Origin of the sequence: Nocardia sp. NPDC057668, assembly GCF_042799795.1 — a bacterium.
Classification (GTDB): domain Bacteria; phylum Actinomycetota; class Actinomycetes; order Mycobacteriales; family Mycobacteriaceae; genus Nocardia.
Genome location: NZ_JBHVIC010000003.1, coordinates 220,234 through 246,477 on the forward strand (window position 1 = coordinate 220,234; position 26,244 = coordinate 246,477).

The window sequence follows — 26,244 nt, forward strand, 5'->3', positions numbered from 1 at the left end:
GCTGACCCGGGAACCGCCCGCCGATCAGTCGGGCAGGTGATCCTGGATCCAGGTGCTGAAGTGCCCGACCCGGGTGTAGGCGGCGTGGGTGGTGAATTCGTGACCGCAGGGCATCCCGTTGGAGGTGACGCCGACGACCTGGGGGCGCGGGGCGCCGGGCGGGGTATAGAGCATCGGGCCGCCGCTGTCGCCGATACAGGGGCGGGCGGTACCGGCGCCGGAGATACAGACGATGTCGCCCAGCAGGCCCAGCACGGCCGCGGGCACCAGGCAGTGCGCGCGGGGAATGATCAGCGCCGTGCCCACTTGCAGTGTGGGACTTTGGGATCCGTTGGGTTCGGTCGCGCCCCACCCGGCGATGACGGCGAAATCGCCGATGGCCGGATCCTGGCCCTGCGGGGGCAGGTCGGCGGGCTGCGCCGTGGGACCGAACACGATGGGCTCGGCCAGGGTGAGGACGGCGATGTCGCCGAGGCCGAGCATCGGGTTGAACCCTTCGTTCACCGCCGCGTCCGAGACCTCGATCGGGGTGCCCGCGCCGGTGTCGGTCGAGCCGTACAGGATGCCCAGGTTCGTCGGCCGTTCGACGCCGATCAGGCAGTGCGCGGCGGTCAGCACGGCGCGCGGGGTGAGAATCGTGCCATTGCAGGGACTGAGCGCGCCGGTGATCTGCACGACGGAATGGACTTCCCCGGCGGCCGCGGGGTGCCCGCCCGCTATGGCGGAGGCGGGGGTGCAGGGCGCGAGGGCTATCGCCGCGACGGCGACGCAACCGGCCCAGGGAATTGCTCGTCGGTACCCGGCTGTGTTTCGAAGGGGCATGGCCTGCTCCTACGGGTGCGATGCAACAGGGACTCGGGAGGTTTTCGCCAACGGGCTGACCAACTGTTGCGCGGCGTCCGGTGAACATGTCTCGGGCCGATGGACGCTGCCGAAAGAATCCTATATGTGGCGCACGGCACAATGGCGCAGCTTCCACCCCTCGGCGTGCCCGAATTCGCGGTCGTGAATTGCGCTGACGTGCGGATATTCGGACGTCTGTCAGTATGGAGGGGATGAAATCTCCCGAGCGATCCCCGGCCCCCGACGTCGAAGCCGACGGCTCGGGCGCGGTACGGATAGACGAGCTTCGCGTACTGCACGGGCAGTTCGTCGACTTCATGCTCGATTACAAATTCGCGATCGACGAGATCACCACGAAGTTCAATATCCTGCGTGAGGATCTGCACAATTCGAACGAGTACAACCCGATCGAGCACATCAACTCGCGGCTGAAGTCACCCGAGAGCGTGCTGGAGAAGGTGCAGCGCAAGAAGTACCCGATGAACCTGGCCAGCATCCGGGAGAACGTCCTGGACATCGCCGGTGTCCGCGTGGTCTGCAGCTTCATCTCCGACATCGCCGCGGTCCGGGACATGATCGCCGGTCAGGAGGATGTGACGGTCCTCGACGAACGCGATTACATCACCCATCGCAAGCCGAACGGCTATCAGAGCCTGCACCTGATCGTCTCGATCCCGGTGTTCCGCGTCGATCGCACGGTCCGCGTTCCCGTCGAGATCCAGATTCGCACGATCGCCATGGATTTCTGGGCCAGCCTGGAACACAAGATCTACTACAAATATCGCGGCCAGGTCCCCCCGAACCTCCTCGCCGAACTGACCCGGGCCGCCGAGGCCGCCAATCAGCTCGACGAGAAAATGGAGTCCCTGCACCGCCTGGTGGACCACAATGGCCACCGCGCCCCCATCTCCGAACGCCAGGGCGGTCTCGATTTCAGCGCCCTCTACGAAAACCTGCTCGCCGAGGACTGACCGCACGACGTTCGCCGGGAAAACACATTCGACACCCGTGGCAGGATGGGCACAATGAGCGCCCGTTTCTTGAATATCGATGTGGAAGTGCGAGATACGGCCGATCCGACGGCCCTGCGTACCGCCTTCGGGGCCGATATCTCCGTCCTGCACGTCGGCACGGACGCCGACGGCCTGTTCCTGTTCACGTTCGAAGCGATCCTGGCGGACACCGACGATCCCGCCGTCGTCGCCGAGGCGCTGTGCACGGTGATCGAAGGCCTCGACGCCCCGGCGCGCGCCCACTGGCACGCGGTCCGGGACCGGGTCTTCGATCTCGGCTACGAAGCCGAACTGACCGGCCCGGTCTCCTCCCCCGTGTTCTCCCCGTCCCTCCTGCGCCGCCTGGCCGACCTCGACGTCCGCCTCGCGATCTCGATCTACGTCCCACAACTCCGCCCGGACAGCGCCCCCGATCTGCTGGCTCCCGGCGCGAATTGCTGACCGGCCGACCATGTTTCATGGTCCGCGCACGCGGACGAGCGGACCGGGGTCGCCGGTCCGCTCGGGTATCGGGGAGACCGGGTGGGTCCGGCCGATCGTGTTCTCGGGGTGCGGTTTTCGGGGTGGCCCACCGCGGCGTAGCGGCGGGCCGGCCGGAGCGATCAGGTCGATAGGGGCAAGGGGGTCGCGGGGCGGGTGTAGTGCGTCGGATCCGGCGCCGCCGGGGCGAACAGGTCGAGTTCTTTCGTCGTGCGCTGGGCGCCCGGAATCCCGCCGGGCAGGCAGCTCGCGCTGCCGCCGGCGAGGATGAGCAGGGCCATCGCCGGGAGGGCGACCGTCCGGGGCGGTCTCACCGGGCGGGGACCGGGTCGGCGGCCATCGCGGCGATCAAGCTGTTGGGGCGCATGTCGGTCCAGTGCTGTTCCACGTAGGCCAGGCAGGCGGCGCGGTCGCCCTCGTGGACCGACTGCCAGCCGTCGGGGACGGGGGCGAAGTCGGGCCACAGGGAATGCTGGCCTTCGGCATTGACCAGGACGGCGAAACGACCGTCCTCGTTGTCGAATGGATTGGTCTCGCTCATGCGCTGTCCCTTCCGGTGTTCGTGGTGGACCGGCGCCCGGTGGCGCCGGTGGTGGAAACCTCTGTGCGGCCGTCGGATTCGGCCAGATGCCGGCGCAGGATCGGGCCGATTCGGTCGAGGGCCCGGGGAGAGCCCATGTCCACGTGCGAGCAGGGCAGGAAATGCTCGTGGATCTCCCCGCCGACGATGGGCCGCCACGGCCCGGTGCCGGGTACCGGCGGGGCCGGGCGGTCCACCGGGGGCGTGTCCTGCACCGTGGCGGTGAAGTACACCAGCTCGCCGTCGTACCGGCCGGGCTCGTAGCGGTAGGCCATGCTCGTGCCGGCCAGGTAGCCCGCGTAGAGCCGTTCGACCTGGGTGGCGTCCAGCGCGCCGAACGGACCCTGCTGTTCGTGCAGCAGTTCCGCCGCCCGCGCCGCGGACACGTGCTCGGCGGCCAGGCTCGAATCACCGAGCAGCGCCGCGAGCAGTTCCCCGGCGCTGGGATCGGCGACCTCCGGCTCGCCGGCCAGAATCCGGCTGTCCAGCAGCGCGAGCACCGCCACCCGCTCTCCCTCCGCCTGCAATTGCGCGGCCATCTCGTACGCGATCAGCCCGCCCAGCGACCAGCCCAGCAGGTGGTACGGGCCCTGCGGCTGCACGGTTCGCAGCTCGCGCAGATAGCGTCCGGCCAGCTGTTCGATCGTGTCCAGTCCGGTGTTGTCCTCGGTCAGCTGCGGCAGCTGCAGACCGTAGAGCGGACGCTCGGGCTCGAGGTGCGGCAGCAGCCCGGTGTAGCTCCAGGCGACGCCGCTGGCCGAGTGCACGCAGAACAGCGGAGCCAGCGTGCCCTGCGGCCGAATCGGCAACAGCGGCAACAGCGCCGCCTCGATGCCCGTGCCCGTACCCGGCTCGGTGACCCGGGCCGCGATACCGGCCGGTGTCGGATCCAGGAACAGCGCCTGCATGGGCAGGTCCGCCCCGGTCCGGTCCCGGATCTCGGTCACCAATCGCGTTGCCAGCAGCGAGTTTCCGCCCAGCTCGAAGAAATTGTCGTCCACGCCCACCGCGGCCGGTCCCAGGACCGCGGCGAAGGCCGCGCAGACCAGTTCCTCGGTGTAGGTGCCGGGCGCGCGGTAGGGCGCCCCGGCCAGCAGCTCGGGTTCGGGCAGCGCGGCCCGATCCAGTTTGCCCGCGGGGGTGAGCGGCAATGTCTCGATCAGCGTGATCGCCTGCGGCACCATGTATCCCGGCACCCGCGCCGCCACGTGCCGGCGCAGATCGGCCACGATCAGCGCCGCGTCGGCGCACACGTAGGCCGCCAGAATCGTGGCGCCGGAAGCGGTGTCGTACCCGATGGTGGTCGCGGCGCGCACACCCGGGAACGAGACCAGCGCGGCGTCGATCTCACCGAACTCGATGCGGAACCCCCGGATCTTGACCTGATGGTCACCGCGCCCGAGGTATTCGAGCTCGAGCCCGGCCGGGCGCGCCAGCCAGCGCACCAGATCGCCGGTCCGGTACATGCGCGTGCCGGGTCGCCCGAAGGGGTTGGCCACGAACCGTTCCGAGGTGAGCGCGGCCCGCCGGTGATAGCCCCGCGCGAGCGCGGGCCCGGCCAGGTAGAGCTCGCCGGGCACCCCGACCGGCACCGGCCGCAGCCGGGTGTCGAGCACGGCGAGCCCGAACCCGCGCAGCGGCCCGCCGATGGTGATGGGCGCTCCGGGCCGCAGCGGCGAACTGATGGTCGCCGCCACCGTGGCCTCGGACGGGCCGTAGGCGTTGAGCATGGTGCGCTGCGGTGCGCTCATGGTCCAGCGATCCACCAGTTCGGGCCCGGTGCGATCACCGCCGACCATGATCATCTCGAGCTCCTCCAGCCCGGCCGGTTCGACCGTGGCCAGCGCCGCCGGGGTGACGAAGGCGTGGGTGATCCGCTCGGAGTGCAGCAGCTCGCGCAGTTCGGCGCCGCCGAGCACGCCCGCGTCGGCCAGCACCAGGGTCGCCGCCGCGCCGAGCGCGAGCAGCACCTCGAGAATCGCGGCGTCGAAACTGGGCGAGGCGAAGTGCAGCACCCGCGAGCCCGTGGTGACCCCGCCGCGCTCGGCCAGCTCCGCCGCGAAGTCGGAGATGCCCGCGTGGGTGACGCTGACGCCCTTGGGCAGGCCGGTGGAACCCGAGGTGTAGATCAGATACGCCGGATTCGCCAGGTGCGCCGCACGATGCAGATCGCTCGCCGACAGCTCCGCGCTCGAGTAGAGACGGGTCTCGGCGGCGAAGGACGGATCGTCCAGCGCCTCCCACTGCGGCCCGTCGGGCAGCTCGGCCCGGCAGCGCGTGACCGTGATTCCGATGCGCACCTGCGAGTCGGTGAGCATGTGTTCCTTGCGCAGCGCCGGATAGGCCGGATCCACCGGCACGAACGCGGCACCGGTCTTGAGTACCGCGAGCATGGCCCGCACCGCCTCGACCGAGCGCGGAATGCTCAGCGCCACAATCGTCTCCGGTCCCACCCCGCGCGCGAGCAGCGCCCGGGCGAGCCGGTTGGTGGAGCGGTCGAGCTGCTCGTAGCTCATCTGGATCTCACGATCGCGCACCGCGACCGCGCGCGGGGCGGCCGCCATCGCCGCGGCGAAGACCTCCGGGAAGGTGATCGCGCCCCGCGACTCGGCGCCGAATACCGGTACCAGCGCGCGGGTTTCGGCCGGATCGAGCAGTTCCAGATCCCCCACCGCGATGGAGGTGTCCGCGACCGCGGCCGCCAGCACCCGAACGAATCGGCCGCACAGCAGTTCCGCGCTCTCGGCGTCGAACAGATCGGTCGCGTAGGTCACGCACAGCTCGATGCCGTCCGGAGCCCCGTGCGGGGTATGGGTTTCGGTCAGCGTGAACTGCAGATCGAACTTGGCCACCTCGAAGCCCGGGTCCTCCGCCGTGGCCACGACCTCACCCAGCGCCGGCAGCCCCGGCACCGCGTTGTGCACCGACAGCATGACCTGGAACAGCGGGTGATGCGCCGCCGAGCGCGCCGGGTCGAGCGCTTCCACCAGCCGCTCGAACGGGATGTCGGCGTGGGCGAAGGCGTCGAGATCGGTTTCGCGCACGGTGTCGAGCAATTCGGCGAACGAGCCGGAGTTCGACACCGGTGTGCGCAGGACCAGGGTGCCGACGAACATGCCGACCAGCGCGTCCAGGCGCGGATCCACGCGCCCGCCGATCGGCGTGCCGATCACGACGTCGCCGGTGCTGCCGAGGCGGCCGAGCAGCACGGCCAGCACCGCGTGCAACACCATGAACACGCTGACGCCGTGCCAGCGCGCCAGTTCGTTCAGCTCGTCGTGCAGATCGGCGTCGATCCGCGCGTACACCGAGGCGCCGTGCTGGGACGGCACCGCCGGGCGCGGCCGATCCATCGGCAGGGTCAGGCAGTCCGGCAGGTCGGCGAGCTTCTCGGTCCAGTAGGCGAGCTGGCGCGCGGCCGAGCTGTCCGGATCGGTGTCGCTGCCCAGCACCTCGTGCTGCCACAGGCTGAAATCGGCGTACTGCACCGGAAGCGGCAGCCACGCCGGGTCCCGATGCGCCGCACGCGCGGTGTAGGCCGCCACGAGATCTCCCGCCAGCGGCGCGGCCGAGGCGCCGTCCGCCGCGATGTGATGCATGACCAGCAGCAGCACGTGCTCGTCCGCGCTCACCCGCACGATCGCCGCGCGCACCGGAATCTGCTGTGTCACATCGAAGCCCGCGGTCAGGAAGGTGCGGGCGAACTGCGCGGCGGCGGTGTCGGACAACTCGGTGACCGGCACCGTGAGCGCGGGGTCGGCCACCGGCAACACGACCTGGTGCGGTCCCGTGCCGTCGGCGGGGAACACGCTGTGCAGCACCTCGTGCCGGGCCACCACATCGGCGACGGCCAGGCTCAGCGCGGCCGCGTCCAGCGGACCGCGCAGGCGCAGCACGAACGGGATGTTGTACGCGCCGGAGGCGGTGTCGAACCGGTTGAGCAGCCACAGGCGCTGCTGCGCCGGGGACAGCGGAATCCGCGCGGGCCGGGTCCGGGCCACCAGCGCCGGCCGGTCGCCGCCGCCCGCGGCCAGGGCGCGCTCGAGCACCGCGCCCAGCTTCTCCGGGGTCGGCTGCTCGAACACCGCGCGCACCTCGAGCCTGCACCCGGACGCCGCGGCGATGCGGGCCACCAATTGCGTTGCCGAGAGCGAGTTCCCGCCCAGCTCGAAGAAATTGTGGTCCGCGCACACCGTCTCGCGGCCGACGACCTCGGCCATCGCCGCGGCCACCAGCTTCTCCCCCGCGGTGCGCGGCGCCCGGCCGGTGTCGGAGACGGTGAACGACGGCTCCGGCAGCGCCCGGCGGTCCAGCTTGCCGTTGGGCGAGAGCGGAATCGACTCCAGCATCAGGAAGGCCGAGGGCACCATGTGCGCGGGCAGGCGCTGGGCGGTGACGTCGTGCAGTGTGCGCGGGTCGACCGTCTCGCCCTCGAGCGCGACGGCGTAGCACACGATATGCGCGCGGCCGCCGTCGTCCTTGCGAACCTCGGTGTGCGCGAAACGGATTCCGTCGCACGCCGCGACGACCGCCGAGATCTCGCCCAGTTCGATGCGGAAGCCGCGCACCTTGACCTGGTGGTCGGCGCGCCCGGCGAAGATCAGTTCGCCGTCGGCGTTCCAGCGCACCAGATCGCCGGTGCGGTACAGCCGCTCACCGGATTCCCCGAACGGGTTGGCCACGAACCGCTCGGCGGTCAGGGCCGGGCGGTGCTGGTAGCCGCGCGCCAAACCGATTCCGCCGACGTAGAGTTCGCCGACCGAGCCCGGCGGCACCGGCCGCATGCGCGCGTCGAGCACCACGGCGCTGACCCCGCGCATGGGCCGGCCCAGCACGATGGGCCGATCCGGGTGCATGGGCTCGGAGAAGCTGGTGGCGATGGTCGCCTCGGAGGGTCCGTAGCCGTTGACCATGTCCCGGCCGCGGGCCCACTGCTGCACCAGTTCCTGATCGAACGCCTCGCCGCCGACGATGAGCGTGCGCAGGCTCGGCAGCGGCCACCGGTCGGCGTCCATGCTGGCCAGCGCGGCCGGGGTGATGACCACGTGCGTCACCCCGGCATTGTCGATGAGCTCGGCCAGGTCGTCGCCGCCGTACACGTCGATCGGGACGATGACCATGGTCGCGCCGCCGCACCAGGCCAGCAGCAGTTCCAGCACCGCCACGTCGAAGCTCGGCGAGGCCAGGTGCATGGTGTGCGAGGAACGGTCGACATCGAACCGGACCCGTTGCACCTCCGCGCAATTGAGCAGACCGCGGTGGGTGACCGCGACGCCCTTGGGCAGGCCGGTGGAGCCCGAGGTGTAGATCAGGTACGCCAGATCGTCCAGGCGCGGGGTGCGGCGGCGCTCGGCGTCGGTGACCGGCGCAGCGGAGAGTTCCGCCACGGCGGCCGCGTCGTCCACCAGCATCCACTCGATGCCCAGGTCGCCCGGCAGCGCGGCCTGATCGCCGGGCACGGTGAGACCGAAGCGCACCGCGGAGTCGGTGAGCATGTGCCGGATGCGATCCAGCGGATGGCGGATGTCCACCGGCAGGAACGCCGCGCCGGTCTTGGCGATGGCCAGTGATCCGGCCACCGACTCCACCGAGCGGGCCAGGCCCAGCGCGACCACGTCGCCCGGGCCGACCCCGCGCCCGATGAGCTTGCGCGCCAGTCGATTCGTCCAGGCGTCGAGCTCGTCGTAGGTCAGCGTCCGCTCCCCCGCCACGATCGCGGGGTGGCCGGGCGTCACGGCCCGCTCGAACAGCTCGATCAGCGTGATCGAGCTCGCCGCCCGCGCACCCCGCGCGGGCGCGAGCACCGAACGCTCCCAGGCCGAGAGCATGTCGGCGTCGCCGACCGCGGCCGCGGGCTCGGCCAGCAGGCCCGCCAGCAGCCGCACGTAGCGCCGGCTCATCCGATCCGCGGTGGCGGCGTCGAACAGGTCGGTCGCGTAGGACAGCGTCATCTCGATGCCGTCCGGCGCGCCGCTCGCGGTGTGCGTCTCGGAGAAGGTGAACTGCAGATCGCACTTGACCAGGCCCGGATCGACCGGGAACCCGGCCACGGTGACCTCGGGCAGGCGCACGGTCGGCACGCCCATGTTGGTGAGCGACAGGCTCACCTGGAACAGCGGGTGGTGCGCGGTCGAGCGGACCGGGTTGAGCACCTCGACCAGACGCTCGAACGGCAGCTCGGCGTTGGCCATGGCGTCGAGATCGGCCTCGCGGACCGAATCGAGCACCTGATCGAAACTGGCGCCGCCGTCGATCCTGGTGCGCAGCACCAGGGTTCCGACGAACATGCCGATGAGCTCGTCCAGCGCGGCGTCGCCGCGCCCGGCCACCGCCGTGCCGATGGCGATGTCGCCGGTGCCGCTGGTCCGCGCGATGAGCACCGCCAGCACCGCGTGCAGCACCATGAACACGCTGGCGTCGTGGTCGCGAGCCGCCTCGGTGAGGCGGGCGTGCAGATCGGCCTCGATCCGGGCCGAGGTGGACCCGCCGCGATGGGAGGCCACCACCGGGCGCGGGCGATCCGCGGGCAGCTCCAGGCATTCGGGCAGATCCGCCAGGCGTTCGGTCCAGTAGGCGAGCTGGCGCGAGGTCAGGCTCTCGGAATCGTTCTCGGCGCCCAGCAGTTCACGCTGCCAGATGCTGAAATCGGCGTACTGCACCGGCAATTCGCGCCACTGCGGCGCGGCGCCGGTGCTGCGTGCCCCGTACGCGGCGACCAGATCGCCGGCCAGCGGGGTGAGCGACCAGCCGTCCGCGGCGATGTGATGGATCACCACGACCAGCACGTGCTCGTCCTCGCCGACGCGCAACAGCGCCGCGCGGATCGGAATCTCCACGGCCAGATCGAATCCCGCCGCCGCGACATCGAAGGCGTCGGTGAGCACGGACTGCGGGCTCGACACGATGCGCGCGAACGGCAGCGTGGCCGCGTCCGCGCCCAGCACCACCTGGTGCGGGCCCTCGGCGTCCTCCGGGAACAGCGTGCGCAGCACCTCGTGCCGGGCGACCACGTCCGCGACCGCCTGCCGCAGCACGTCCGCGTCCAGCTGCCCGTTCAGGCGCAGCCCGAGCGGAATGTTGTAGGCCGCCGAACCCGGGTCGAAGCGGTTCAGGAACCACAGGCGCTGCTGTGCGAGCGACAGCGGCACCCGCGCCGGGCGCGGTCCCGCCGACAGCGCGAGCCGGCCGGTGGCCGCTCCGGCCGAATCATCGAGCAGCAGCGCCAATTCGGCAGGCGTCGGATGCTCGAAGATGGCGCGGACGGCCAGTTGCACCCCGCTCGCCGCGCTCAGGCGCGCCACCAGCTGGGTGGCCGAGAGCGAATTGCCGCCGAGGTCGAAGAAGCCGTGATCGGCGGACACGGACTCGTGCCCGAGCACCTCGGCCATGACCTGCGCGACCAGCTTCTCGTTGGGCGTTTGCGCCGCCCGGCCCTGCGCCGCGGCCTCCCAGACCGGTTCGGGCAGTGCGCGCCGATCCAGTTTGCCGTTGGGCGAGAGCGGAATCGCGGCCAGCGGCACGAACACCGCGGGCACCATGTGCACGGGCAGTCGTTCGGCGACGCCCGCGCGCAGCGCGGCCGTGTCGAGCGGGTCGTCGTCGGACACGACGAAGCACACGATCGCCTGCCGTCCGGCCGCGTCCTTGCGGACCTCGGTGTGCGCGAAGCGAATTCGCGGGCTGTCCGAGACCACCGTGGTGATCTCGCCCAGTTCCACGCGGAAACCGCGCAGCTTGACCTGATCGTCGCTGCGGCCGACGAAGGCCAGCACGCCCGAACGGGTCCAGCGCACGATGTCACCGGTGCGGTACATGCGCTCACCCGGAATCGCGGCGAACGGATTGCTGACGAACCGGTGCGCGGTCAGGCCCGGCCGCTCGTGGTAGCCGCGGGCCAGGCCGTCACCGCCGATGTAGAGATCGCCGGAGACCCCCGGCGGCACGGGCCGCAGCCGCTCGTCCAGCACGACCACGGTGGTACCGCGAATCGGGCCGCCGAGCACCACCGGGTCGGCCCCGCCGATCGGATCGGAGATCACGCTCATGATAGTGGTCTCGGTCGGGCCGTAGCCGACGAACATGGAGCGGTCATCGGCCCAGCGCGCCAGCAGTTCCGGGCCGACGGCCTCGCCGCCCGCGCACAGGCTGCGCAGGGACGGCAGCGGCCAGCGCCGCTTGTCGATGCTCGCCAGCGCGGCGGGTGTGATGAACGCGTGGGTCACGCGCTCGCGCTCGATCAGCGTGGCGAGTTCGTCGCCGCCGTACACATCGGGCGCGGCGAGCACCACGGTCGCGCCCGCGCACCAGGCCAGCAGCAGTTCCAGGATCGAGGCGTCGAAACTGGGCGAGGCGAAATGCAGGGTGCGGCTGTCGGAGTCGATGCGGAATCGGTCCCGCTGTTCGGCGGCGAAGCCGGCCAGGCCGCGATGGGTGACCGCGACGCCCTTGGGCTTGCCGGTCGAGCCCGAGGTGTAGATCAGGTACGCGACGTAGTCCAGGCCCAGCGAGCGGATCCGCTCGGAATCGGCGATGGGCGCGGCGGATTCGCCCGCTTCCAGCTCCGCCAGCGTGAGCCAGGTCAGCTCGGTGGACAGCGCGCCGAGATTCTCCGCGGTGGTGATGCCCAGGCGCGCACCGGAATCGGTGAGCATGTGGGCGATGCGGTCGGCCGGGTAGCGCAGGTCGACCGGGGCCAGGGTCGCACCGGACTTGGTGACCGCGACCGCGGCCAGCACCGAGTCCAGCGATCGCGGCAGGCCCACCGCGATGGTGTCGCCGGGACCGACACCGCGCGCGATCAGCGCCCGCGCGACACGGTTGGACCGCTCGTCGAGTTCGCCGTAACTGATCGAGCCCGAATCCGATACCACGGCGGTGGCGGCGCGGGCGGCGGTGGCGGCGGTGAAGATCTCGGGCAGGGTGGCCGGCACCGGGCCGGTGACACCGCGCGCGGGCGCCGAGGCCGCGCGCTCGGCGACCGAGAGCAGGTCGATATCGCCGACCGCGATGTGCGGGCGGCCGCTGACCCCGGCCAGGAGCTGGACGAAACGGGCGCAGAGCTGTGCCGCGGTGTCCGCGTCGAAGATGTCCGTGGCATAGGTCAGGCGGATGTCGATGCCGTCCGGATCGCCCTGTGCGGTATGGGATTCGGTGAAGGTGAACTGCAGGTCGAACTTGGCGATCTCGAGGGCGATGTCCTCGACGCGGATCACCACGTCGTCCAGGTGCGGCAGTTCGGGCACCACGTCGTGCACCGACAGCATGACCTGGAACAGCGGGTGGTGCGCGGTGGAGCGCGCCGGGTCCACCGCCTCCACCAGGCGCTCGAAGGGAATGTCGGCGTGCGCGAACGCGTTCAGGTCGTGCTCGCGCACCGCGGCCAGCAGTTCGGTGAAACGGGTCGCGCGATCGACCTCGGTCCGCAGCACCAGGGTGCCGGCGAACATGCCGATCAGGGGATGCAGCCGGGCGTCGGCACGGCCGGAGATCGGGGTGCCGACGGTGACCTCGCCGGCCCCTGCGAGCCGGGCCAGCAGCACCGCGAGCACGCTGTGCAGCACCATGAACAGACTCACGTTGTTGTCGCGAGCCAGGCGGGTGAGCGCGGCGTGCGAGGAGCCCTCGAGCCGGGCCGAGACCGAGGCCCCGACCTGGGTGCGAACGGCCGGGCGCGGGCGGTCGGCGGGCAGTTCGAGCACGTCCGGCACCCCGGCCAGGCGCTCGGTCCAGTAGGCGAGCTGCCGGGCGGCCCTGCTCTCGGGATCGGCCTCCTCGCCCAGGATCGCCTGCTGCCACAGGCTGAAATCGGCGTACTGCACCGGCAATTCGGCCCAGTCCGGGGCCTGGCCGCGCCGGCGGGCGGCGTACGCGGTCGCCAGATCGCCCGCCAGCGGTGCGGTGGATCCGCCGTCGGCGGCGATGTGGTGCACGACCACGACGAGCACGTGATCGTCGGCGGCGACCCGCAGCAGTTCCGCGCGCAGCGGGAGTTCGGTCGCCAGATCGAAACCGCGGGCGGCCGCCGCGTTCAGGTGCTCGGCGATCGCGTCGCCGGGCAGCGCGGTCACCGGCATGGCGAAGCGCGCCGTGCGCGCCGGGCCCCGGGGGCTCTCACCCGGAACCGTTGCGCCGGTCGGCGTTTCGGCGGAGCGATCCAGCGGCAGCACCAGCTGATGCGGTCCGTCGGCGTCCTGTGGGAAGAGAGTGCGCAGCGCCTCGTGCCGCTGCACCACGTCCAGCAGCGCCGACCGGAGCGCGTCCTCGTCCAGCGGCCCGCGCAAACGCAGCGCCACCGGAATGTTGTAGGCGCCCGAATCGGTGTCGAAGCGGTTCAGGAACCACAGGCGCTGCTGCGCCGGGGACAGCGGGATCCGGCCGGGGCGGTGCCCGCGGGTCAGCTCCGGCACATCCGAATCCCGGGCCAGCAGTTCGTCGACCACCTGCGCCAGCTGTTCGGGTGTCGGGTGCTCGAAGACCGCGCGCACGCCGAGCTGGCGTCCGGTCGCGGCGGCCAGCTGGGCGACCAGGCGGGTCGCCGAGAGCGAGGTGCCGCCGAGCTCGAAGAAATCGTGATCGGCGCAGACCTGCTCGCGCCCGACCACCTCGGCCATGGCCGTGGCCACCAGAATCTCACTGGGGGTGGACGGTTCGCGGCCCTGCGCCAGTTCCCAGACCGGCGCGGGCAGGGCGCGGCGATCCAGTTTGCCGCTGGGCGAGAGCGGAATCGCGTCGAGCACCACGACCGCCGTGGGCACCATGTACCCGGGCAGGCGTCCGGCCGCGTGGGCGCGCACGGTCGCCGCGTCCAGCGACCCCGTGCCCGCGATATAGCTGACGATGCGCGGGGTTCCGGCATCGTCGTGCCGGATCTCGGTGTGTGAGAAGCGGATTCCATCCAGCTCGGCCACGGCCGCGCTGATCTCGCCGAGTTCGACGCGGAAGCCGCGAATCTTCACCTGGTCGTCGCCGCGGCCGACGAACACCAGGGTGCCGCCGTCGGTCCAGCGCACCACGTCACCGGTGCGGTACATACGCTCGCCCGGCGTCGCCGCGTAGGGGTTGGCCACGAACCGCGCCGCGGTCAGGCCGTTGCGATCGACGTAGCCGCGGGCCAGGCCCGCGCCCGCGACGTAGAGCTCACCCGCCACCCCGATCGGCACCGGGCGCATGCGCGCGTCGAGCACCGCCAGCGCCGCACCGCGAATGGCGCGGCCCAGCAGCACCGGCTGATCCGGAACGAGGGCGTCGGAGATGACCGGGGCCACGGTGGCTTCGGACGGGCCGTAGGCGTTGAACATCGCGCGCCCGGCGGCCCAGCGGGCCACCAGGTCCGCGCCGACCGCCTCGCCGCCCACGACGAGGCAGCCCAGCGCGGGCAGCGGCCAGCGCGCGGTGTCGATGTCGGCCAGCGCGGCCGGGGTGATGAAGGCGTGCGTGACGCCTTCGGTCTCGAGCAGCCCGGCCAGTTCGTCCCCGCCGAAGATCTCGGCCGAGGCGACCACCATGGTCGCGCCCGCGCCCCAGGCCAGCAGCAGTTCCAGCACCGAGGCGTCGAAGCTCGGTGAAGCGAAATGCAGGGTGCGGCTGTCGGATCGCACGTCGTAGCGTTCGCGCTGTTCGGCCGCGAAGGCCGCCAGACCGCGATGGGGCACCGCGACGCCCTTGGGGACGCCGGTGGAGCCCGAGGTGTAGATGACGTAGGCGATGTCGTCGATCGAGAGCGGGCGGACCCGGTCCGAATCGGTGACGGCCGTGGACAATTCACCCGAGTCCTCCACCGGCAGCCAGCGCAGGTCGAGGTCGGCGGGCAGCCGGGTGCTGTCCGCGGCGGTGGTCAGGCCCAGGCGGGCGCCGGAGTCGGTGAGCATGTGCCGGATGCGGTCGGCCGGATGGCGCACGTCGACCGGCAGGTAGGCCGCGCCGGTCTTGGCCACGGCCACCGTGGCGACGACCGATTCCATCGAGCGGCCCATCCCCAGCGCCACCACGTCGCCGGGACCGACGCCCTCCGCGATCAGGGTGCGCGCCAGCCGGTTCGACCATTCGTCGAGTGCGCCGTAGGTGAGCGCGCCGGTCGGGGTGAGCAGCGCGGTGCGGGCCGGTTCGGCCGCCGCGCGGGCGAAAAGCTCGGGCAGGGTGCGGAATTCGCCGGCGGCCGGGCCCCGGACGGGAGCCAGGGCGCACACCTGCTCGGGATCGAGCAGCTCCAGATCGCCCACGGCCGCGTCGGGTTCGGCGATCGCCGAGCCGAGCAGGCGCAGGAACCGCAGGCTCAGTTCCACCGCCGTGGTCTCGTCGAACAGGTCCGTCGCGTAGGTCAGGCACAGATCCAGCCCGGGCGCGCCCGCGTCGCCGGCGGCCGGCGGTGCCGCGGTGAAGGCGAACTGCAGATCGAACTTCGCGACGGTCGGATCGACGCGGTGCACGGACAGGTCGAGTCCGGGCAGCCCGATGGACGGCGCCGGGAAGTTGTCGACCGACAGACTCACCTGGAACAGCGGGTGGTGTGCGGTCGAGCGCACCGGATTCAGCTCTTCCACCAGCCGTTCGAACGGCAGATCGGCGTGCGCGAACGCCGCCAGATCGGTGTCGCGCACGGTGGCGAGCAGTTCGCCGAACGTGGCGGCGGGCTCGACCTCGGTGCGCAGCACCAGCGTGCCGACGAAAGCGCCGATGAGCGCTTCCAATTCGGGCTCGGTGCGGCCGGCGATGGCCGTGCCGACGGCGATGTCGCCGGTGCCGGCCAGCCGGGACAGCAGCACCGCGAGCACGGCGTGCAGCACCATGAACTCGCTGACGTCGTGCCTGCGCGCGAGCGCGGTGACACCGGCGTGCAGGTCGGCCTCGACCCGGGTGCGCACCGAACCGCCGCCGTGGGTGGCCACGACCGGGCGCGGGCGATCCGCGGGCAGTTCCAGGCAGTCCGGCAGGGCGGCCAGGCGCGATCGCCAGTACTTGAGTTCTTGTGCGGCAACGCTTTCCGGATCGTCCTCACTGCCGACCAGGGTCTCGTGCCAGACCGCGAAATCCGCGTACTGCACCGGCAGCGGGGCCCACTGGGGCGCGCGCCCCGCGTGCCGCGCGGCGTAGGCGGCGCTCAGGTCGGCGGCCAGCGGCGCGAGCGACCAGCCGTCCATGGCGATGTGGTGCACGATGAGCGCGAGCGCGTACTCCTCGTTCCCGGTGCGCACCAGATCCATGCGCACCGGCAGCTCGGTGGTCAGGTCGAAGCCCTGTTCGGCCGCCGCCGCGACGTGCGAGTCGACCTCCAGCGCCGAGGCCCGCAGCACGGTCAGGCTCAGCGGCACCTCTTCGACCGGAACCACGACCTGATGCGGTCCCTGCTCGTCCTGCGGGTACAGGGTGCGCAGAATCTCGTGCCGGGCGAGCACATCGGTGAGCGCGGCGCGCAGCGCGGACTCGTCCAGCGCACCGCGCAGCCACAGCGCCACCGGGATGTTGTACGCGCCGGAATCGGTGTCGAGCTGGTTCAGGAACCACAGCCGCCGCTGCGCCGAGGACAGCGGCACCCGGGCCGGGCGCCGGGTCCCGGCGAGCCGGGGCCGGGTCGACTCCGGCGCGCCCGCGGCCGCCTCCAGCAGCCGGGCCAGCCCCTCGGGGGTCGGATGCTCGAAGACCTCCTTGACCGCGAGCCGATGCCCGCTGGCGACCGCGAGCCGGGAGACCAGCTGGGTCGCGGAGAGCGAGTTGCCGCCCAATTCGAAGAAGCTGTGATCCGCGGCCACGCGTTCGCGATCGAGCATGCGGGCCATCTCGGCGGCCACCAGGGCCTCGGTGGGGGTCGCGGGCTCGCGGCCCGCGACCCCGAGGTCCCAGACCGGTTCCGGCAGGGCCTTGCGATCGAGTTTGCCACTGGGCGACAACGGAATCGAGTCCAGCGCCACGATCGCCGAGGGCACCATGTGCGCGGGCAGGCGAGCGCCCAGGGCCGTGCGCAGGGCGCGCACGTCCAGCGTCCCGGACTCCTCGGGCAGCACGTAGGTCACCACGTGCGCGCGACCGGCGGTATCCGTGCGGACCTCGGTGTGCGCGAAGCCGACCGCCCCGGCGGCCGCCACGGCCGCGGTGATCTCGCCGAGTTCGATGCGGAAGCCGCGCACCTTGACCTGGTCGTCGCCGCGGCCGAGGAAGACCAGTTCGCCCTCGGCGGTCCAGCGCACCAGATCGCCGGTGCGGTACATGCGGTCCCCGGCGGCCCCGTAGGGGTCGGCGACGAAGCGGGACGCGGTCAGGCTCGGGCGCGACAGGTAGCCGCGCGCGACACCCGCGCCGCCGATGTAGAGCTCACCGGCGACGCCGACCGGGACCGGGCGCAGCCTGCGATCCAGCACCGCGAGGCCGGTGCCGCGAATCGGCCCGCCCAGCACCACCTGCCGGTCCGGGGTCAGCGCGTGGGAGATCGCCACCGCCACGGTCGCTTCGGACGGTCCGTAGGCGTTGAACAGCGCGCGGTCCACCGCCCAGCGGTCGAGCAGTTCCGGGCCGACCGCGTCGCCGCCGACGACGAGCCCGCGCAGCGCGGGCAGCGTGCGCCCGCCCGCGCCGAGCCCGGCCACCGCGACCGGGGTGAGGAAGGCGTGCGTCACCCCTTCGTGCTCGAGCAGTTCGGCCAGTTCCTCACCGCCGTAGATCTGCGGCGGGGCGATCACCATGGTCGCGCCCGCGCCCCAGGTCAACAGCAGTTCCAGGATTGAGGCGTCGAAACTCGGCGAGGCGAAATGCAGTGTGCGCGAACCGGAGACGACGCCGAACCGGTCCGCCATGGTGCGGGTGAAGTTCGCGATGCCCGCGTGCGTGACCGCCACGCCCTTGGGGACGCCGGTCGAGCCGGAGGTGTAGATGAGGTAGGCCAGCTGCGAAATCCGCAGTGGGCGGGTGCGATCGGCGTCGGTGATCGGCGCGCTGGACAGCCCGGACAGCGCGCTCACGATCGCCCGGTCGTCCAGGGCCAGCCACGTCACGCCCGCGGCGGGCAGGTCCTCGCGATGCGCCGTCGTGGTCAGGCCGAAGCGCGCACCGGAATCGGTGAGCATGTGCTCCTGGCGCGGGCGCGGGTACGCGGGATCGACCGGCAGGAAGGCCGCGCCGGTCTTGGCGACGGCCACGGTCACGGTCACCGATTCGATGGAGCGCGCGATGGCGAGCGCCACAACGGATTCCGGTCCGACACCGCGTTCGATGAGCAGCCGGGCGAGCCGGTTCGACCGGCGGTCGAGTTCGGCGTAGGTCAGCTCGTGGGTGCCCAGGCGCACGGCGATGGCGTTGGGATCGATGGCGGCCGCGGCGGTGAAGATCTCCGGCAGCGAACTCACCGGTGCGGCCGGCTCGCCGCGGACCGGTGTCAGCGCGGCGATCTCCGCGCCGGACAGCAGCGGCAACTCCCCGACCAGGGTGTCGGGCGCGGCCGCGGCGGCGGTCAGGATCCGGATGAAGCGTTCGACCAGACGCCGGGCCGAGGCGGCCTCGAACAGGTCGGTGGCATAGGTCAGTTCGAGGTCGACACCGGCGGGAGCGCCCTGCGCGGAACGCTTTTCGACGAGGGTGAACTCGAGGTCCCAGCGCGCCACCCCGGCCGAGATGGCCGCGGCGGTGGTGTCCAGGCCGGGCAACGGCACCGTCTCGGGCACCGCGCTGTGCACCGACAGCATGACCTGGAACAGCGGGTGATGTGCCGGGGAGCGGACCGGCTCGAGCACCTCCACCAGGCGTTCGAAGGGCAGCTCGGCGTGCGCGAACGCATCGAGATCACCTTCGCGCACCGTGTCCAGCAGCGCCGCGAAGCTGCGGTCCGCGGCGACCTCGGTCCGCAGCACCAGGGTGCCGACGAACATGCCGACGAGCCGATCGAGGCGGGTGTCCGCCCGGCCCGCGATCGGGGTGCCCACCGCCACATCGGACGTGGCGGCCAGGCGGGACAGCAGGGTCGCCAGCGCCGCGTGCAGCACCATGAACACGCTGACCCCGGACCGCTGCGCCAGGGCGTGCAGCGCCGCGTGCAGATCGGCGTCCAGGTGCGTGCGCAGGGTGTCACCGCGCTGAGAGGCCACCGCCGGGCGCGGGCGGTCGACCGGAAGTTCCAGGCATTCGGGCAGATCCGCGAGCCGCTCGCGCCAGTACGCGAGCTGGCGGGCCGCCGGGCTCCGGTCGTCGTCCTCGCTCCCGAGCGATTCGCGCTGCCACACACTGTAATCCGCGTACTGCACCGGCAGCGGTGTCCAGTCCGGCGCCGCGCCCGCCCGGCGGGCGGCGTAGGCCGCTGCCAGATCCCCCGCCAGCGGTGTCAGCGACCAGCCGTCGGCGGCGATGTGGTGCACGACCATCACGAGCAGGTGATCCTGATCGGAGACCCGGATCAGGGCCGCTCGAATCGGCAGCTGCGCGGTGAGATCGAAACCGGCGCCGGCGAAGTCGCGGGCGTCGGCTTCGGCCGAGTTCGTTCCCGCGCCGGTGTCCGCGTGCGCGACGAGGTGTGCGAAGGGCACCACGGTTTCCTGGACCGGCAGCACCACCTGGTGCGGGCCGTCCGCGTCCTCCGGGAACAGGGTGCGCAGCACCTCGTGCCGAGCCACGACGTCGGCCAGCGCCTGCCCCAGCGCCTCGGCCTCGAGCGGGCCGCGCATGCGCAGACCGACCGAGACGTTGTACGCCCCGGAATCGGTGTCGAAGCGGTTCAGGAACCACAGGCGCTGCTGGGCCGGGGACAGCGGCACGCGGGCGGGCCGCGCCGCGGCGCCCAGCACCGGACGCTCACCGGCGGCGCCCGTGCCCGCGAGCAGGGTGGCCAGCGCTCCGACGGTCGGCGCCTCGAACAGCGCGCGCACCTCCACGCGCACCCCCAGGGCCGCGTCCAGCCGGGCGGCGACCTTGGTGGCCAGCAGCGAATTGCCGCCGGCGGCGAAGAAGTCGTCGTCCAGCCCGACCCGATCCACCCCGAGCACCTCGGCGAAGATCCCGGCCACGGTGTGCTCGGCGGGGGTGCCGGGCGCGCGGTAGGCGGCGACCGCGAAGACCGGTTCGGGCAGGGCGCGGCGATCGACCTTGCCGGTGGCGGTCATCGGCAGCGCGGGCAGCACCATGATCGCGGCCGGGACCATGTACGCCGGTACCGCGGCCATGAGAGCCGCGCGCACCACGTCCGCCGCGATCGTGCGCCCGGGCACGGGCGCGAGATACGCGACGAGCTGATCGCCGCGCGCGCCGTCGGCGCGGGCGACCACGACCGCGGCCTCGATGCCGTCCTGCGCCAGCAGTGCGGCCTCGATATCGCCGAGCTCGATGCGAAACCCGCGCACCTTGACCTGGAAGTCGGTGCGCCCGTGGTACTCCAGCGCACCGTCGGCGTTCCACGCCGCGAGATCGCCGGTGCGGTACATGCGTTCGCCGGCGCTCACGGCGTGCGGGTCCGGGACGAAACGCTCGGCGGTCAGCACCCCGCGGCCGATATAGCCGTGCGCCAACTGGATTCCCGCCAGGTACAGCTCACCCACCACGCCCGCGGGCACCGGCCGCAGCCGGGCGTCCAGGACGTACACGCGGGTGTTCCATTCGGGCTTGCCGATGGGGACCGCGCCGGTGTCGGCGTCGCCCACACGGTGCGCGGTCACCGACACCGCGGCCTCGGTGGGGCCGTACAGGTTCCACAGCTGGATGTGCGGATTGGCGTCGCGGAAGCGCTGGGCGACCGCGGCGGGCAGCGCCTCGCCGATGGCGAGCACCAGGCGCACCGTGGCGGGCAGTTCCGCACGCGGCCCGGACATCAACGCGGTGAGCATGGAGGGCACCAGGTGCAGCACCGAGACGCGCCGCTCGCCGATCAGGGCGCCGAGATACGCCGGATCGCGATGACCGTCCGGGGCCGCGATGACCGTCCGGCCGCCGACCAGCATGCCGGAGTAGAACTCCCACACCGACAGATCGAAGGTCGCCGCGGTCTTGAGCAAGACGGTGTCGTCGCCGTCGAGTCCGAAAGCGTCCTGCTTCCAGAGCAATTGGTTCACCACCGCGCGATGCGGCAGGGCCACGCCCTTGGGCCGCCCGGTGGATCCGGAGGTGAAGATGACGTAGGCGGTGTGGTCCGGGCGCAGCGGCGTGCGCCGCTCGCCGTCCAGCACCGGGTACGGCGGCACCGCGGACAGATCCAGGGCGTCGATCGCCAGCACCGGCGCCTCGACCGGCGGCAGGCCCGCGGCGTCCGCTCGCGTGCTCAGGACGCAGCGCGGTGCCGCGGTGGCCAGGATGTGCTCCAGGCGATCGGCGGGCTGGTCCGGATCGATCGGCACGTAGACGCCGCCGCTGACCGCCACCGCGTACATGCCGATCATGAGCTCGGCCGAGCGGCGCAGGGCCAGCGCGACCGGGGTCTCGGGACCGACGCCGAGCGAGATCAGATGCCGGGCGAGACGATTGACGCGCTCGGAGAATTCGCGATAGGTCAGGGTCTCGGGCCCGTTCGCGGTGTCCGCGACGAGCGCCACCGCCGACGGGGTGCGGGCGGCCTGGGCGGCGAACAGCGAGGCCAGGGTCTGGCGGGTGTCCAGGGCGTGCGCGGTGCTGTTCCAGTCGTGCAGGATCCGCCGGCGCTCGGCAGGCTCGAGCAGGTCCAGATCGCCGAGGGCGGCCTGCGGCCGGGCGACCGCGTCGGTGAGCAAACGGGTGAACCGCTCGGCGAAGCCGGCGACCGTGCGCTCGTCGAAAAGATCGGTGGCATAGACGAAATGGCCGTCGATCCCGGCGGGCGCGCCGGATTCGTCGTACCGGTCGGTGAGCACGAGCTGCAGATCGAACTGTGCCACACCGGTTTCGATGGCACTGCCGGTGACCTCGAGTCCGGGCAGCGCGACCCCGATTCGGCCGAGGTTCTGGAAGGAGAGCCCGACCTGCACCAGGGGGTGACGGGCGGTGGAGCGCACCGGGTTCAGCACCTCGACCAGGCGCTCGAAGGGCAACCGGGTGTGAGCGAAGGCCGCCAGGTCCAGCGGCCGCTGCCGGACGAGCAGATCGGTGAAGGACTCGCCGAGCTCGGGCCGCGAGCGGAAGACCACGGTGTTGACGAACATGCCGATGAGCGCGTCGAGTTCGGCTTCGCCGCGCCCGGCCACCGGGGTGCCGACGGCGACGTCGGCGCCGCCGGACAGGCGGGCCAGCAGGACCGAGAATGCCGCGTGCACGGCCATGAACAGGGTGGCGTCGTGCGCGCGGGCCAGGCGCAGCAGCTCCGCGTGCACCGGTGCGGGGACGGCCAGGTCCAGTTTCGCGCCGCGGAAGGACTGCGTCGCCGGGCGCGGGCGGTCGTAGGGCAGCGACAGCTCATCCGGCAGATCCGCCAATTCGGCGCGCCAGAAGGCCAATTCGCCGGCCGCGACGCTGGCCGGATCCGCGAGGTCGCCGAGCGTGGCGGTCTGCCACAGGCTGTAGTCCGCGTACTGCACCGCCAATGGCGGCAGCACCGGTGTCCGGCCCGCGCGCCGGTCCGCGTACGCCGCACCGAGGTCGGCCAGCAGCGGAGCAAGGGACCACCCGTCGGCGGCGATGTGATGAATCACGATGGCCAGCACATGCTCTCGCGGGTTCGTGCGCAGCAGGCGCACGCGCAGCGCGCTCTCGCGCACGAGATCGAAGCCCTGGGCGGCGATCGCGCGCAGCCGCTCGCCGAGGTCGGCGGCGGACACCTCGAGCACCGGCAGGTCGATGCTCGCGGCGGGCTGGATCATCTGGTGCGGGCCGTGCGGCCCGTCCGGGAACACGGTGCGCAGCGGCTCGTGCCTGGCCACCAGGTCGGTGAGCGCGGACCGCAGCGCCGCCACGTCCAGCTCGCCGCGCATGCTCAGCGTGAACGGGATGTTGTAGGTGTACGCCTCGGGATCGAAGCGGTTGATGAACCACAGGCGCTGCTGGGCCGGGGACAGCGGAATGCGCGCCGGGCGCGGTCCCGCGGTCAGCGCCGCAGCGCCCGATTCCGGCAGCAGGGTCGCCACGCGAGCGGCCAGCCCGGCGACGGTGCTCTCCTCGAGCACGAGCCGAACCGGTACCGAGACAGCGAGTTCCGCGCCGATCCGCGCGGCAACCCGGGTCGCGCTGAGCGAATTGCCGCCCAGGGCGAAGAAGCCGTCGTCGAGGCCGGCGCGCTCGATCTCGAGCACCTCGGCCAGCACCGCGGCCACCGCGCGTTCGGCCGCGGTCACCGGCGCGCGGTAGGTCACGGTCGCCGCGACCGGCTCGGGCAGCGCGCGCCGATCGAGCTTGCCGTTGCTGGTCAGCGGAATGGCGTCCAGCACGACCCAGGCCGCGGGCACCATGTAGTCGGGCAGGCGCAGGGCCACGCCCGCGCGCAGGACCGCGATGTCGAGCGTGCCCGCGGTCGCGGGCACCACGTAGGCGACGATGCTCGATTCGCCCGCGTCGTCGGTGCGCACGATGATCGCGACCTGGCCGACCGCGTCCTGGGCCAGCACGGCGGCTTCGATCTCGCCGAGTTCGATGCGGAAACCGCGCACCTTCACCTGGTCGTCGGCGCGGCCCAGGTACTCGAATTCCCCGGTGGGAGTCCAGCGTCCGAGGTCACCCGAACGGTAGAGCCGGGTGCCCGGTGCGCCGAACGGGTTCGCCACGAAACGCGCCGCGGTCAGCGGGCGCTGCCCGAGGTAGCCGCGGGCCAGTTGCTCGCCCGAGACGTAGATCTCCCCCGCCACCCCCGGCGGCGCGGGGCGCAACCGGCGATCGAGCACGTAGGTGCCCAGGCCCGGAATGGCGCGGCCGATCCCGCCGCCGCCGGTCGCCGCCGCTTCGCGGTCCAGGGCGCGCAGGGTGACGTGCACGGTGGTCTCGGTGATGCCGTACATGTTGATCAGCCGGGGCGCGTCGTCGCGGTGCCGGCGGTACCATTCGGTCAGTCTCCGCGGCTCGAGCGCCTCGCCGCCGAATATGATGTAGCGCAACGCCAGTGGCGACTGCTCCGGATCGAGGGTGGCCGCGGCGCGGTCGGCCTCGACCAGCTGGGCGAACGCCGACGGGGTCTGGTTCAGGACGGTCACGCGTTCGCGGCGCAGCAGGGCCAGCAGATCCGCGGGCGACCGCGAGGTCTCGTAATCCACCACGACCAGGGTGCCGCCGTACAGCAGTGGTCCCCACAGCTCCCAGACCGAGAAGTCGAACGCGTACGAGTGGAACAGCGTCCACACGTCCTGCGGCCCGAAGCCGAAGTCGCCGTGCGTGTTCCGGAACAGCGTCGCGACGTTCGCGTGCGGGATCTGCACGCCCTTGGGCCGGCCGGTGGAGCCGGAGGTGTAGATGACGTACGCGATGTTGGCCGGGGTGAGTGGGGCCAGGCGATCGGCGTCGGTGAGCGGGGCGCACTCCGCGCCGTCAGCGCCGAATTCCGCGTGCAGCACCGGCAATTCGGCGGGCAGGGTGATCGGCAGGGTCGCGTCGGAGATCGCGCAGACCGGACGGGCGTCGGCGAGCATGTAGGCGATGCGGTCGGCGGGGTAGTCCGGATCGACCGGCAGGTAACCCGCACCGGACTTGATCACCGCGAGCAGCGCGACGACCAGCTCGGCCGAGCGCGGCAGCGCCACGGCCACCAGCGTTTCGGGTCCGGCGCCGTAGCGCACCAGTGCGCGGGCGAGGCGGTTGGCGCGCGCGTCCAGCTCGCGGTAGGTCAGGGTGACGCCATCGCAGGACAGCGCGGTCGCGGCGCCGTGCGCGGTGACCGCGGCGTCGAAGAGGTCGGTCAGGGTGCGCGCGGGGGCGGGCGCGGGCGCGGGGGGCACGGCCCACTCCCGCAGCACCAGCTCCCGTTCGCGCGCACCGAGTACCGGCAGCGCGTCCAGTTCGGATTCGGGTGCGCTGGTGAGGAATTCGGTCAGGAACGCCAGGAAGCGCCCGTGGTGCGCGGCCAGTTCGGCGGCGGTGTAGCGCGCCGGATTGCCCATGAAGTCCACGTGCAGGCCGCCGTCGCCGGACCCGTTGTAGATGTTGATCGACAGGTCCTCCACCGGCCCGGTGGACAGCAGGTGCATCGTGGCCTCGGCGTCGCCGAAGCGAATGCCGTTGTGGAACAGCATGATATTGACGACCGGGCCGAAGAAGCCGCGGTGCTCGCCGCCCGCGCCCAGGTCACGCTGCATGTCCTCGTGCCGGTAGCGCTGGTGACGCAGCGCGTCGCGAATGCTCGGGTCCACCGCGCCCACCAGATCCGCGACCGTGGCGCCGGCGGCGATATCGAAGGACAGCGGAACCACATTGGAGACGTATCCCGCGGACATGCGTAGCTCGGGCGTGGTGCGGGCGGTGACCGGCAGGCTCAGCGAGACCTGCGAGCGGCCGGTGACCGCTGCCAGGTAGGCGGCGACACCCGCGGTCAGCAGGGCCGGGCGGGACGCGGCGAAACGCTCGCGAACCGCGTCCAGCGCCGCCGCGCACGCGGGGGCGAGCACCCCGCCCTCGACCCAGCGCTCGGCCTCGGCAGCGCCGTAGCGATCGCTCAGACTGAAGATCGAGTCCAGGGCGCCGAGCCTGCCCCGCCAGAAGCGCTGATCCTCGGTGAAGGCGGCCGATTCGCGGTAGGCGCGCTCGGACTCGTAGATGGAGTGCACGTCGTGCGCGGTCGACGGGCTCGGGGCCGTGCCGTCGGTGAGGGCGTTGTAGTGCTCGGCGATCCGGGCCACCAGCAACATGGCGCCGTAGCCGTCGATGGCGATGTGGTGCATCTTGGCGAACCACAGGTATTCGTGATCGCCGGTGCGCAGCACGGCGGTGCTGAACAGACGATCACCCAGCAGCGGAATCGGGACCGCGGCGTCCTGGCGCATCCAGACCATGGCGGCGGCCCGGGGATCGTCGCACGAGCGGAAGTCGTGCCGCGGGATCTCGACCGGTTCGTCCGGTCCGACCAACTGGCGAGGATTGCCCTCGACCTCCACGATCCGGAGCCAGGGGCTCTGCAAATCCGTAGCACATCGACGCAAAGCCGTCTCGAGGCGCGCGCAATCGAAGTCGCCGCGAATCTCCACGTACTGCGCCACCGTCAGCGGTACGTCCGGGGCGATGTGCTGAGCGTTCCAAATACCGGTCTGCGCTGCTGACAGCGGGAACGAAACCATGATTTCCGATGCGTCACGACCTGCCGGATCCAGGGCCAAGGCGGTCATCTGAACACTCCAATCACCGATAGGAATCTGGACATTTCCCGGGAAGCAGAACAACCGCTGTGAACACGGTGAGCGCCGCAACCAGTGGCAGCAAATTTTCTGCAACGCTCGATGATGGAGTTCGTTCAGACCGAGCGTCCGGATTGGTTCCTTTCGAAAA

6 protein-coding genes are annotated in these 26,244 nt (G+C 71.8%); 2 read left to right on the forward strand and 4 right to left on the reverse strand.

Annotation, left to right across the window (positions count from 1 at the left end; translation table 11 throughout):
• Nucleotides 1-24: 24 nt before the first annotated feature.
• Nucleotides 25-822 (reverse strand): S1 family peptidase, encoded by a 798-nt coding sequence (locus tag ACFVBH_RS19610; RefSeq protein WP_379003137.1) that lies wholly within the window; start codon nucleotides 820-822, stop codon nucleotides 25-27.
• Nucleotides 823-1,055: 233 nt separating this feature from the next.
• Between ACFVBH_RS19610 and ACFVBH_RS19615 the strand changes: the two genes are divergently transcribed.
• Nucleotides 1,056-1,814 carry a GTP pyrophosphokinase family protein gene (locus tag ACFVBH_RS19615; protein ID WP_379003139.1) on the forward strand — a complete coding sequence of 253 codons (759 nt, stop codon included), beginning with the start codon at nucleotides 1,056-1,058 and terminating at the stop codon, nucleotides 1,812-1,814.
• A gap of 54 nt (nucleotides 1,815-1,868) precedes the next feature.
• Complete coding sequence (locus ACFVBH_RS19620) at nucleotides 1,869-2,297, forward strand: hypothetical protein (RefSeq protein WP_354988421.1); 429 nt, start codon at nucleotides 1,869-1,871, stop codon at nucleotides 2,295-2,297.
• Between the two features lie 161 nt (nucleotides 2,298-2,458).
• On the opposite strand, the gene ACFVBH_RS19625 is transcribed toward ACFVBH_RS19620, so the two are convergent.
• From ACFVBH_RS19625 to ACFVBH_RS19635, 3 genes are read right to left on the reverse strand one after another with little or no spacing between them, the layout of a single operon-like run.
• Nucleotides 2,459-2,617: a hypothetical protein gene (locus ACFVBH_RS19625; protein WP_354988420.1), complete on the reverse strand. Its 159-nt coding sequence runs from the start codon at nucleotides 2,615-2,617 to the stop codon at nucleotides 2,459-2,461.
• A gap of 29 nt (nucleotides 2,618-2,646) precedes the next feature.
• The gene (locus ACFVBH_RS19630; protein WP_354988419.1) at nucleotides 2,647-2,877 is read right to left on the reverse strand and encodes an MbtH family protein; all 231 of its coding nucleotides are present in this window, start codon (nucleotides 2,875-2,877) and stop codon (nucleotides 2,647-2,649) included.
• Nucleotides 2,874-26,084 carry a non-ribosomal peptide synthase/polyketide synthase gene (locus tag ACFVBH_RS19635; protein WP_379003142.1) on the reverse strand — a complete coding sequence of 7,737 codons (23,211 nt, stop codon included), beginning with the start codon at nucleotides 26,082-26,084 and terminating at the stop codon, nucleotides 2,874-2,876. The genes ACFVBH_RS19630 and ACFVBH_RS19635 overlap by 4 nt, the downstream gene beginning before the upstream one ends.
• Nucleotides 26,085-26,244 lie beyond the last annotated feature (160 nt).